Raw genomic sequence first — 10,735 nt, 5'->3', positions numbered from 1 at the left:
AGAGGGTCGTTGTTCTCTCCCCCCTTTGTTGGTTTCCCAGCCCCCCCTCCCCACCGTCCGGAACCCCGCACCGCGCGGGACCTCAGTCCCCGTCCCCGGCCGGCCGGCCCTCCGCCACCAGGCCCGCGCGCAGGGTGCCGAGGATCCGGGCCAGCAGCCGGGACACGTGCATCTGGGAGACGCCCAGCCGCTGGCCGATCTCGGCCTGGGTGAGCTCCTGGCCGAAGCGCAGCCGCAGGATGGTCCGGTCCCGCTCGGACAGCCCGGCTACCAGCGGTTTCAGCGAGGACAGGTCCTCGATCAGCTCGAAGCAGGGCTCCTCGGAGGCGAGGAAGCGGTCCTGCGTGTGCGGCCCGTCGTGCTCCTCGCCGCGCGGTACGTCCAGTGACTGGCTCGTGAAGGCGTTGGCGGCGATCCGGCCCTCCCGGACCTGCTCCTCCGGCAGCCCGAGGCGCTCGGCGAGCTCCGCCGCCACCGGCGCCCGGCCCAACTCCTGCTCCAGCGCGTCGGAGGCCTTCGCCAGGTCGATCCGCAGCTCCTGCATCCGCCGCGGCACCCGGACGGCCCAGGTCGCATCGCGGAAGTGGCGCCTGATCTCGCCGAGCACCGTCGGCAGGGCGAAGGTCACGAACTCGACCCCGCGCTCGGGGTCGAAGCGGTTGATGGCCTTGATCAGGCCGACCGTGCCGACCTGGACCAGGTCCTCGCGCGGTTCGCGGGAGTGCCGGAAGCGGGTGACCGCGTACTTGACCAGGCTCAGGTTGAGCTCGACGAGGGTGTTGCGCACGTACGAGTACGAGGCGGTGCCCTCCTCCAGCTCCCGCAGCCGGCGGAACAGCACCGCCGAGAGGGTGCGCGCGTCGTCGGTGCTCACCGAGAGGGGGTCCGCGATCGCCGGGACGCCGGCGGCGGCGGCCCTGCCGTCCGACGGATCCGCGCCCTCCGGCGGGCGTGCGCGGGCTGCGGTGCGCCCGGCCCGTGGTGCAGCCGTGTGGCCTGCGGTGGCGGTCTTGATCGGGGTGGTGTTCCGGTGGATGGACATGAGACTCCTCGGAGGAGGCCCCTCGGGTCTGATACCCGCACCCCGGACGCCTCAAGCGGGATGTCCCGATCCGTCCCCCCGTGCCAGAGTGGAACCGGAGGTCCCGCATGAGTGATGCGCAGTACCGGCCGGAGCTGAGCGAGGAGGGCCTGCAGCGGCTCCTCGACGGACTCACGGCCGTCCGCGACGGGGACTTCACCACCCGCCTCCCGGAGGGTGCCGAAGGCCTCCTCGGGGAGATCGCGACCGTCTACAACGGGATGGTCGACCAGCTGTCGCTGGTCACGGCCGAGGTCACCCGTGTGGCCCGCGAGGTCGGCGGTCAGGGCCTGCTGGGCGGGCACGCCCGCGTGCACCGGGTCAGCGGCATCTGGCAGGAGCTCGCCGACGGCGTGAACACCATGGCGGACAACCTCACCTCCCAGGTGCGCAGCATCGCGCAGGTGGCGACCGCGGTGGCCAGCGGGGACCTCACCCGCAAGATCGACGTGGCCGCGAGCGGGGAGATCCTGGAGCTGAAGGAGACCATCAACACGATGGTCGACCGGCTGTCCTCCTTCGCCGAGGAGGTGACCCGCGTCGCCCGCGAGGTCGGCACCGAGGGCAAACTCGGCGGCCAGGCCCGGGTCCAGGGCGTCTCCGGCACCTGGAAGGGCCTCACCGACAACGTCAACTCGATGGCCGACAACCTGACGAACCAGGTGCGCAACATCGCGCAGGTGACCACGGCCGTCGCACAGGGCGACCTCACCCGCAAGATCGACGTCGCGGCCCGAGGGGAGATCCTCGAACTCAAGACCACCATCAACACCATGGTCGACCAGCTCTCCTCCTTCGCCGCCGAGGTCACCCGCGTCGCCCGCGAGGTCGGCACCGAGGGCCGGCTCGGCGGCCAGGCCGAGGTGGAAGGGGTCTCCGGCACCTGGAAGCGCCTGACCGAGAACGTCAACGAGCTGGCCGGGAACCTGACCCGGCAGGTCCGCGCCATCGCCGCCGTCACCAGCGCGGTCGCCGAGGGCGACCTGACCCGCTCGATCACCGTGGAGGCCCCCGGCGAGGTCCGCGACCTCCGGGACAACATCAACGCGATGGTCGAGTCCCTGCGCCTGACCACCCGCGCCAACCAGGAGCAGGACTGGCTCAAGACCAACCTGGCCCGCGTCGCGGGACTCATGCAGGGCACCCGCGACCTCACCGAGCTCGCCCGGCTCGTCATGGACGAGGTGCCCCCGCTGGTCTCGGCGCAGTACGGGGCCTTCTTCCTGACGGAGGACGGCGCCCCCGGCACCGGCCCCGGGGAAGCCGAGGCGCCCGGGCCCCCGTACCTGGTGGTCCGCGCCGCCTACGGGTCCCCCGACGAGCCGGGCGCACCCCCGCGCCGCTTCCGCCTGGGCCAGTCCCTGGTCGGCCAGGCCGCCGCCACCCGGCGCACCGTCACCGTGGAGGGGCTGCCCGGCGGGTACGCCACCGTCGCCTCCGGCACCGGCAGCGCCGAACCCGCCGTCCTCGTCATCCTGCCCGTCGTCGTCGAGGACCAGGTGCTCGGCGCGGTCGAACTGGCCTCCCTGACCCCCTTCACCGCCATCCACCGGGACTTCCTCGACCAGTGCACCGAGTCGATCGGGGTGACCGTCAGCGCGCTCATCGCCAACGCCCGCACCGACGAGCTCCTCGACCGCTCCCAGCGCCTGACCGCCGAACTCAGCTCCCGCTCCCAGGAACTCCAGGAAGGACAGGTGGAGTTGCGCCGGTCCAATGCCGAACTGGAGGAGAAGGCGGCCCTGCTGGCCGACCGCAACCGCGACATCGAGCGCAAGAACCTGGAGATCGAGCAGGCGAGGCAGGAGCTGGAGGCCCGCGCCCAGCAGCTCTCGCGGACCTCCATGTACAAGTCGGAGTTCCTCGCCAACATGAGCCACGAGCTGCGCACCCCGCTCAACAGCCTTCTGATCCTGGCCCAGTTGCTCGCCAAGAACCCGGAGGGCAACCTCACCGACAAGCAGGTCGACTACGCCGAGGTGATCCACTCCGCGGGCTCCGACCTGCTCCAGCTCATCAACGACATCCTCGACCTGTCGAAGGTCGAGGCGGGCAGGATGGACCTCCACCCCGAAACCTTCGCCCTGCGCCAGCTCCTCGACTACGTGGAGGCCACCTTCCAGCCGGTGGCCGCCGCCCGCGACCTCCAGCTGCGCGTCCTGACCGGCCCCGGTATCCCCGGGGAGCTGTACGCCGACCAGGCCCGGCTGCGCCAGGTGCTGCGCAACCTGATCGCGAACGCGCTCAAGTTCACCGAGCGCGGGCACGTGGAACTGCGCGTGGAGACCGCCGAACCCGCCGAGGTCCCCGCCACGATGGTCCGCGACGGCCGCCCCGTCCTGGTCTTCCGCGTCTGCGACACCGGCATCGGGATCCCCGCCGAGCGGCTGGAGACCGTGTTCGGCGCCTTCGAGCAGGACGACGGCACCACCGGGCGCCGCTACGGCGGCACCGGCCTCGGCCTGTCCATCAGCCGTCAGGTGGCCCACCTGCTGGGCGGTGCGGTCGAGGCCCGCTCCACCCCCGGCGAGGGCAGCGTCTTCGCCCTCTACCTGCCGACGGGCCCGGGCCGGCCGCCGTCCGGCCCCGACCCCGCCGCGGCCGACCCCGCCGCCGCGCAGGCGCCCGCGGCACGGGACGGCGAAGCCCCGGCCGGTACGGACGGACCGGCCGCCGCGGGCGCGGCGGAGCCCGCGGGGCAGGGGGACGCCGGCCCCGGAGCCCGTACCGGCGGCAGCGCCGCCCGGACCGTCCTCGTCGTCGACGACGACGCCCGCAACGTCTTCGCCCTGACCGAGATCCTCCGCCGCGAGGGCCTGCGCGTCCTGCACGCCGAGGACGGCCGGACCGGCCTGCGGATCCTCCGGGAGGAGGCCGGCGTGGACCTGATCCTGATGGACCTGATGATGGCGGGCATGGACGGCTACGAGACGACGGCGGAGATCCGCCGGCTGCCCGGCCGCACCCGCGTCCCCATCGTCGCCGTGACCGCCCAGGCCATGCCGGGGGACCGCGAGAAGGCCCTCGCGGCCGGAGCCGACGACTACGTCACTAAACCGGTGGACGCCGACGAACTCGCGGCCCGGCTCCGCACCTGGCTCGCCTGACCGCCCCGGCCCGGCCCCGGCTGTCCCCGGTCCGCCCCCGGCCCGCCCACCCGTCGCCCCTCCGCCGCCGCCCCTCAGACCACCTCCACCAGCACCACGCTCGTGTCGTCGTCCGTATCGCCCCGCACCTCTGCGAGCAGCCGGTCCGCCAGCTCCGCGGGACCGGCCCCCGCCGCCCGCATCCGCTCGACGGTCCGCGCCAGCAGCGCCAGCCCCTCGTCCAGCACCCCGTGCCGGCGCTCCACCAGCCCGTCCGTGTACAGGATCAGCAGGTCCCCGGGCAGCAGCCGGGTCTGCGCCTCCTCGTAGCCGACCGCGGGTACGGCGCCCAGCAGCAGGTCGTGCGGCGCCTCCAGCAGCTCCGCGCGGCCCCCGCGCAGCAGGAGGAGCGGCAGGTGGCCGGCGCTCGTCCAGCGCAGGGTGCGCTGCCCGGGGTCGTACAGGGCGCAGACGGCGGTGGCCGTGGGATGCCCGGCACTGCCGAGGGCGACCTCGTTGAGCCAGCGCATCAGCAGTCCCGGCGGGCGCCCCGAGTAGGCCAGCCCGCGCAGCGCGTTGCGCAGGGCCACCATCGCGGTCGCGGACTCTACGCCGTGCCCGGCGATGTCCCCGACCGCGAGCATGACCCGCCCGCCCTCCAGCGGCAGGACGTCGTACCAGTCGCCGCCCACCCGGTACTCCTCCTGCGCCGGCCGGTAGCGGGCGGTGACCCGCAGCCCCGGCAGGTCCTCCGGCGCGGGGATCCCCGGCGCGATGGCCTCCTGGAGCTGCCGGACGATCCGGTGGCGCACCGCCGCCTCCGCCTCGACCAGGGCCAGCTGGTCGTACGTGGCCCCGAGGGCGACCTCCGTGCGCCGCAGGGTCGACACGTCCTGGCAGACCCCGGCCACTGCCACCGTCACGCCCCCCTCGACCAGCGGTTCCGCCGCGATCCGCACATGCCGCACCCCGCCGTCCGCCCGCACCACCCGCACCTGCGCCGTCCCGCCCTCCCGGCGCCCGGTCAGCGCCTCCAGCAGGGCCGCCAGCGCCGGCCGGTCCCCGGGGTGCAGCCGCGCCGCCAGCGCGTCCAGCGGCAGCGCCTGCGCGCCCGGTGCCATGTCGAAGAGCGAGTACGCCCGCGCGCTCCACCGGGACGCGCCCGTGACCAGGTCGTCCTCGAACAGCGCGATGTGCTCCAGCCGGGCCAGCGCCTGCGGCAGCAGCTGCCCCGGCACGCCCCCGCCCTGCCACAGCACCACCGCCCGCCCCGGCGCCAGCGGCACGGCCCGTACGTCGACCAGCGCACCCTCGCCGTGCCCGGGGACGTGGTCCGCCCGGTGCGGTCCGGCAGTGGTGCGCAGCTGCCCGAGCAGCCGGGACAGGGCCGCGAAATGGCCCGGCAGGACCTCGGCGAGCGGACGCCCCGCGGGCTCCGGCACCCCGCCGAGCTGCCGGGCGGCCACCGGATTGGCGTACTCGACCCGCCAGCCGGAGCCCTCCGCCGCCTCGGCGAGCAGCAGTCCCGGGTGGACGAGCACGTCGAGCAGCGCGGCCAGCGGACCCGCCCCCTCCGCGTCCCCTCCGGCAGCGGCGCCCCGCTGCGCGGGATGTGCGTCGAGGACCGTCGCCGCGGTGCCCGCGGCGTCCTCCAGGGCCTGCTGCACCGCGCCGTCCAGCACGGCCGGACCCGGCCAGGCGGCCAGCATCACCCCCGTGGTCCGCCCCCTCCTGCGCAGCGGCAGCACGGCGCGCCCGGACCCGGCCGCCGGGCCCGGCAGCGGCAGCCCCGCCGCGGGACCCGCGGGCAGCCAGCGCGGTTCGCCGGTCTCGACGGCCTCGCGGAGCGCGTCCTCCAGATGGGCCGGCAGCCACTGCCAGTGCTCGGCCTGGAGACCGCTGCCCCCCGCGTGCGCGGTCAGCCGCAGGCAGTCCGTGGCCGTGCGCCGCCACAGCCACACGGACCGCACCCCGAGCGGTTCGAGCCCGGCCAGCAGGGCGGCGGCGGCCTCCCCGCCGCCCGCGGCCGACCCCACCGCGGCGTCGACGGGCAGCACCCGCCCGGCGGAGCCGTCCGGTGCGGGGTCCGGTGCCGCGGGCCCGGCGCGGGCCACGGGCGCCCCCGCGGCGGCGTTCACGACGTCGGCCGCGACCTCCGGCAGCGCGATCCCGGCCCGGGCCGACAGCCCGGCCAGGTGGTCCGAGGCCTCGGCCGGCGTGGCCGACAGCTGGGCCACGAGGACCCCGGTCGCCAGGTCGGCGAGCTGCCGGTCGGCCCGCTCGGCGCGCAGCGCCGCCACCTCGCGGGTGAGGGCGCGTACCGAACGGACCAGGGCGTCCTGCGCGGACGGGCCGTCGGCTGCACCGGGTGCGTCGGCGGGCTGCTCGGCCATGGCGGCTCCCGGGGACGTGGCGGCGCCCGGACCGACGGGCGGCGGACGGGCCGGACGGAGGAGCAGACGTACGCTCAAGAGCGCGAAGCGAAGAAAAAGTATCAATATGGATATTACTAGGGCATCCACGGCCGGACCGGGAGGGCAGACCATGTGCCGCTGGCTCGCCTATTCGGGTACGCCGATCCTGCTCGACGCGGTCCTGTACCGGCCCGAGCACTCCCTGATCAACCAGAGCCTGCGGGCGCGCATGGGGGCCGAGCCCACCAACGGGGACGGCTTCGGCATCGGCTGGTACGGCGACGAGCCCGGCGGGACCCCGGCGGTCTTCCGCGACACCGCGCCCGCGTGGAACAACCGCAACCTGCGCGAGGTCGCCGGGCACGTCCGCTCCCGGCTGTTCTTCGCCCACGTCCGCGCCTCCACCGGATCGGCGATCCAGCAGACCAACTGCCACCCCTTCCGGCACGGCAGGTGGCTGTGGATGCACAACGGCGCGATCACCGACTTCCCCCGGCTCCAGCGCGACCTGGCCCTGGCCGTGGACCCCGCGCTCTTCCCCGCCATCGAGGGCTCGACGGACTCCGAGGTGATGTTCTACCTCGCGGTGACCTACGGGCTCGACCAGGACGTCCCCGGGGCCGTGGCCCGGATGGCGGGGCTGGTGGAGCGGGTCGGCGCGGAGCACGGGGTGGCCGACCCCCTGCAGATGACGGTCGCCGTCAGCGACGGCGAGCGGGTGTGGGCCTTCCGCTACAGCAGCCGCGGCCGCTCGCGCACCCTCTTCTACAGCTCCAGGGCGGAGACGGTGCGCCGCCTCCACCCCGAGCTGGAGTTCCTGCGCGAGGTCTCGGACGCCACCCGGCTCGTGGTCTCCGAACCGCTGGGCGACCTCCCGGGGGTCTGGAACGAACTGCCCGAGGCCAGCCGGACGGTCGTCCCCTCCCCGGAGGAGCCCGGCGCTCCGGAGTACCTCCCCTTCACCCCGCAGCCGGTGTGAAGGGCGGCGGATCCGCCCTATCCTCGACCGACGGCGAGCCCACCGCAGCGAACGGAACCCATGCCCCCGACGTACGACACCCCCGCGGCCACCCCCGCCCCCGGGCCCGCGGAGCACCTGCCCCCGCTGCTCATCGTGGACGGCGCGAACGTCGTCGGCTCGGTCCCCGACGGCTGGTGGCGCGACCGGAAGGGGGCCGCGCAGCGCCTGCGCGACCACCTGGCGGAGCGGGACACCGGTGAGGAGGTCGTCCTCGTCCTCGAAGGGGCGGCCCGCGGGGTCCCCTCCGTGCCGGGCGTCCGCATCGAGGAGGCCCCCGGCGAGGGTGACGACCTGATCGTCGCCCTCGCCGCCGCGCACGCGGACCGCGACTGCACGGTCGTCACCGCGGACCGCGCCCTGCGCACCCGGGTCCACCAGGTCGGGGCCCGGACCGCGGGCCCCCGCTCGGTCCGCCCGGTCTGATCCGTCAGCCCGGACCCGGGCGCCACGCCCCGGGCACCGCCCGCGGGGTCTCAGACCCCGCGCCGGCGCACCCGCCACAGCCAGACCGCCGCGCCCGCCATCAGGGCGAACACCGCCAGGTTGGCGAAGAAGGCCGGGGCCCCGGCATCCGGGCCGCCGCTGTAGGCGTTCCACGAGCCTATGAAGACGCTCGGCAGTACGGCTGCCAGCAGGACGCCGGCGGTCTTGCGGGCGGCGGTCCAGTGCACCGAGGTGCACAGGAGCACCGCACCGGCGAGGCGGAACAGGACGCCGGTGATCTGCGCGGCGTCGGCGGTGACCGCCATCATGAACGGCATCGGCAGCGTGAGCATCAGCAGCGGCACCAGCGGGTGCACCCGGCCCCGCCGCAGGGGCCCTGCGGCGCCTGCGGCCGGTGCGCCCGCCGTCCGGCCGGCCCCGATCCCCGCCTCCGACAGCGCGGTCTCCGCGATCGTACGGGGATCCCCCAGCTCGGCCAGGACCGCCCCGACGGGAGTACCGGGGCGTTCGGCGCGGGTGACCTCCACGTGCTCGGCGAGGTCCGCGAGGAGCTCCCGGAGCCGGTCGGCGGGGAGTGCGGCTGCCTCCCGCCCGACGGCGTCGAGGTAGTCGCGTACGGGGTCGGCAGAGGTCTTCATGCGGGGTCTCCGGTCAGGTGCTGCGGGGTGGCGAGGAAGGTGTCGACGGCGTCGCGGAAGCCGGGCCAGACGCGCGTGAACTCGTCGAGCGCGGCGCGGCCGGTGTCCGTCAGCGCGTAGTAGCGGCGCGGCGGCCCGGAGGCCGATTCCTGCCAGGTGGTGGTCACCAGGTCCTCCCGGCGGAGCCGGGACAGCAGGGGGTAGACGGTGCCCTGGCTCGTGGCCAGTGCGCCGGACTCCTCGAGGGCGTGGAGCAGCTCCACGCCGTAGCGCGGCCGGTCCTGCATCAGGGCGAGGACGCAGTACTCCAGCACCCCCTTGCGCAGCTGGGCGGCCGCACGGGCCTGCTTGGTCGAATCGCCTGGTTCCATGCGATGCAAGATACATGGCAGGGCAAGTACCCCTGAGTGCGGGTACCTTATTGCGAGTAATGTGCAACAACTCTGAACTTGCGAAAGAAGGCCGACGTGGGCGCTCCCGTGGTGCTGGGCATCGAGTCGTCGTGCGACGAGACGGGCGCGGGGATCGTGTCCGGCGGCCGGCTGCTCGCCCATGTGGTGGCGTCGAGCATGGACGAGCACGCCAGGTTCGGGGGAGTGGTCCCGGAGATCGCCGCCCGCGCGCACCTCCAGTCCTTCGGCCCGGTCGTGCAGGAGGCCCTGGACCGGGCCGGGCTGCGGCTGCGCGACCTCGACGCGGTCGCGGTCACCACCGGCCCCGGGCTCTCGGGCGCGCTCCAGGTGGGCCTGGCCGGGGCGAAGGCCCTCGCGTACGCCGCCGGGGTGCCGCTGTACGGCGTACACCACCTGGCCGGGCACGTGGCCGCCGACACCCTGGAGCACGGGCCGCTGCCCGACCCCTGCATGGTGCTGATCGTCTCCGGCGGCCACACCTCGCTGCTGCTCGTACGGGACCTCGTCCGCGAGCCGATCCTGCACCTCGGCGACACCGTCGACGACGCCGCCGGCGAGTGCTTCGACAAGGTCGCCCGGGTCTTCGGGCTGCCCTACCCGGGCGGCCCCGCGATCGACCGGGCCGCGCGGACGGGCGACCGGTGCGCGGTGGCCTTCCCGAGGCCGCTGACCGGCGCGAAGGACGCCCCGTACGCCTTCTCCTTCTCCGGGCTGAAGACCGCGGCCGCGCGCTGGGCCGAACGCCACCGGCAGGCCGGCACCGAACTGCCCCTGGCCGACGGCGCCGCCTCCCTCCAGGAGGCCGTCGCCGACGTGCTCACCCGCAAGGCGCTGGCCGCCTGCCGGGAGTACGGGGTCCGGACCCTGGTGGTGGTCGGCGGGGTCGCGGCCAACTCCCGCGTCCGGGCCCTCGCGGAGGAGCGCTGCGCGGCCGCGGGGGTCGCGCTGCGGGTCCCGCCGCTGACCCTGTGCACGGACAACGGGGCGATGATCGCCGCCGTGGGGGAGCTGCTGGTGCGCGCCGGTGCCGGGCCCGCGCCCTGGGACGTGTCCATCGACCCGTCTGCGCCCCTGGAGTACGCGGCCCTGCACCCGGCCGCCCGGCCCGGGGTCCCCGTCGCCCAGATCGTCTAGCCGGATCGGGGGATTTCCCCGCCGTCTGGTGGTCATCTCGTCGAGTAAGGGGACAAATGGATCCATGACCGTTACCGCGAACATCGACTCCAGCCGCCCGGTCGCGACGCTGATCAACGTCTTCACCGTCGCCCCCGAGCGCCAGCAGGAGCTGGTCGCCCTCCTGGCCGAGGCCACGGAGACGACCATGAAGCACCAGCCGGGCTTCCTGTGCGCCAACTTCCACGTGAGCGAGGACGGCGAGCGCGTCGTCAACTACGCGCAGTGGGAGTCCGAGGAGCACTACTGGGCCATGCGCGCCGACCCGGCGGCCCAGGTCCACATGGACCAGGCGGCCGCCATCGCCCTGGACGTGCAGCCCCGCCTCTTCCGGGTCCGGTCCACGCACACGAGACCGTAGCCGGACCGGGGGGGGTGCCTCTATGTCTTTCGTCAAGGCTGAGCTGGTCATGCGGCGACCGCTTCGGGGAGGCGTGATTCGTAGAAGGTTCCATCGCGGAGCAT

General features: G+C 74.7%; 9 protein-coding genes. 5 read left to right on the top strand and 4 right to left on the bottom strand.

Annotation, left to right across the window (positions count from 1 at the left end; genetic code table 11):
• Positions 1 to 82: 82 nt before the first annotated feature.
• Positions 83 to 1,042 (bottom strand): SigB/SigF/SigG family RNA polymerase sigma factor, encoded by a 960-nt coding sequence (locus ACZ7JZ_RS35655; RefSeq protein ID WP_470947223.1) that lies wholly within the window; start codon positions 1,040 to 1,042, stop codon positions 83 to 85.
• Positions 1,043 to 1,149: 107 nt separating this feature from the next.
• Between ACZ7JZ_RS35655 and ACZ7JZ_RS35650 the strand changes: the two genes are divergently transcribed.
• Positions 1,150 to 4,188, top strand: coding sequence for a HAMP domain-containing protein (locus tag ACZ7JZ_RS35650; protein ID WP_470947220.1), 3,039 nt, complete (start codon positions 1,150 to 1,152; stop codon positions 4,186 to 4,188).
• A gap of 74 nt (positions 4,189 to 4,262) precedes the next feature.
• Here the strand turns inward: ACZ7JZ_RS35650 and ACZ7JZ_RS35645 are convergent, their stop codons facing one another.
• A complete protein-coding gene (locus ACZ7JZ_RS35645) occupies positions 4,263 to 6,560 on the bottom strand; it encodes a SpoIIE family protein phosphatase (protein WP_470947218.1) in 2,298 nt (765 codons plus the stop codon).
• Between the two features lie 151 nt (positions 6,561 to 6,711).
• Here ACZ7JZ_RS35645 and ACZ7JZ_RS35640 point away from each other — a divergent pair, with 151 nt between their 5' ends.
• Both ACZ7JZ_RS35640 and ACZ7JZ_RS35635 read left to right on the top strand, forming a co-directional pair.
• Positions 6,712 to 7,560, top strand: a complete 849-nt coding sequence (locus ACZ7JZ_RS35640; protein ID WP_470947228.1) for a class II glutamine amidotransferase — start codon at positions 6,712 to 6,714, stop codon at positions 7,558 to 7,560.
• Positions 7,561 to 7,620: 60 nt separating this feature from the next.
• Positions 7,621 to 8,025: a PIN domain-containing protein gene (locus tag ACZ7JZ_RS35635; protein ID WP_470947215.1), complete on the top strand. Its 405-nt coding sequence runs from the start codon at positions 7,621 to 7,623 to the stop codon at positions 8,023 to 8,025.
• Positions 8,026 to 8,075: 50 nt separating this feature from the next.
• Here the strand turns inward: ACZ7JZ_RS35635 and ACZ7JZ_RS35630 are convergent, their stop codons facing one another.
• Together ACZ7JZ_RS35630 and ACZ7JZ_RS35625 are read right to left on the bottom strand one after the other, a co-directional pair.
• Positions 8,076 to 8,684 (bottom strand): HAAS signaling domain-containing protein, encoded by a 609-nt coding sequence (locus ACZ7JZ_RS35630; protein ID WP_470947213.1) that lies wholly within the window; start codon positions 8,682 to 8,684, stop codon positions 8,076 to 8,078.
• Positions 8,681 to 9,055 (bottom strand): PadR family transcriptional regulator, encoded by a 375-nt coding sequence (locus tag ACZ7JZ_RS35625; protein WP_470947211.1) that lies wholly within the window; start codon positions 9,053 to 9,055, stop codon positions 8,681 to 8,683. Before ACZ7JZ_RS35625 ends, ACZ7JZ_RS35630 begins: the two co-directional genes overlap by 4 nt.
• A 108-nt stretch (positions 9,056 to 9,163) precedes the next feature.
• Here ACZ7JZ_RS35625 and tsaD point away from each other — a divergent pair, with 108 nt between their 5' ends.
• Positions 9,164 to 10,231, top strand: a complete 1,068-nt coding sequence (gene tsaD / locus ACZ7JZ_RS35620) for a tRNA (adenosine(37)-N6)-threonylcarbamoyltransferase complex transferase subunit TsaD (RefSeq protein ID WP_470947226.1) — start codon at positions 9,164 to 9,166, stop codon at positions 10,229 to 10,231.
• A gap of 64 nt (positions 10,232 to 10,295) precedes the next feature.
• On the top strand, positions 10,296 to 10,631 hold the full coding sequence (locus ACZ7JZ_RS35615) for an antibiotic biosynthesis monooxygenase family protein (RefSeq protein WP_470947208.1): 336 nt from the start codon (positions 10,296 to 10,298) through the stop codon (positions 10,629 to 10,631).
• Positions 10,632 to 10,735 lie beyond the last annotated feature (104 nt).

Source organism: Streptomyces sp. NPDC038213 (assembly GCF_055600495.1).
Note: the sequence above shows the minus strand (reverse complement) of the source record. Positions and strands in the feature narration are given on the sequence as shown.

Excerpts from the sequence above, each read along its gene's own strand:
- ACZ7JZ_RS35650 (WP_470947220.1), top strand. The coding sequence starts at position 1,150 with ATGAGTGATGCGCAGTACCGGCCGGAGCTGAGCGAGGAGGGCCTGCAG.
- ACZ7JZ_RS35630 (WP_470947213.1), bottom strand. The coding sequence starts at position 8,684 with ATGAAGACCTCTGCCGACCCCGTACGCGACTACCTCGACGCCGTCGGG.
- ACZ7JZ_RS35635 (WP_470947215.1), top strand. The coding sequence starts at position 7,621 with ATGCCCCCGACGTACGACACCCCCGCGGCCACCCCCGCCCCCGGGCCC.
- ACZ7JZ_RS35625 (WP_470947211.1), bottom strand. The coding sequence starts at position 9,055 with ATGGAACCAGGCGATTCGACCAAGCAGGCCCGTGCGGCCGCCCAGCTG.
- ACZ7JZ_RS35615 (WP_470947208.1), top strand. The coding sequence starts at position 10,296 with ATGACCGTTACCGCGAACATCGACTCCAGCCGCCCGGTCGCGACGCTG.
- ACZ7JZ_RS35655 (WP_470947223.1), bottom strand. The coding sequence starts at position 1,042 with ATGTCCATCCACCGGAACACCACCCCGATCAAGACCGCCACCGCAGGC.
- ACZ7JZ_RS35640 (WP_470947228.1), top strand. The coding sequence starts at position 6,712 with ATGTGCCGCTGGCTCGCCTATTCGGGTACGCCGATCCTGCTCGACGCG.
- ACZ7JZ_RS35645 (WP_470947218.1), bottom strand. The coding sequence starts at position 6,560 with ATGGCCGAGCAGCCCGCCGACGCACCCGGTGCAGCCGACGGCCCGTCC.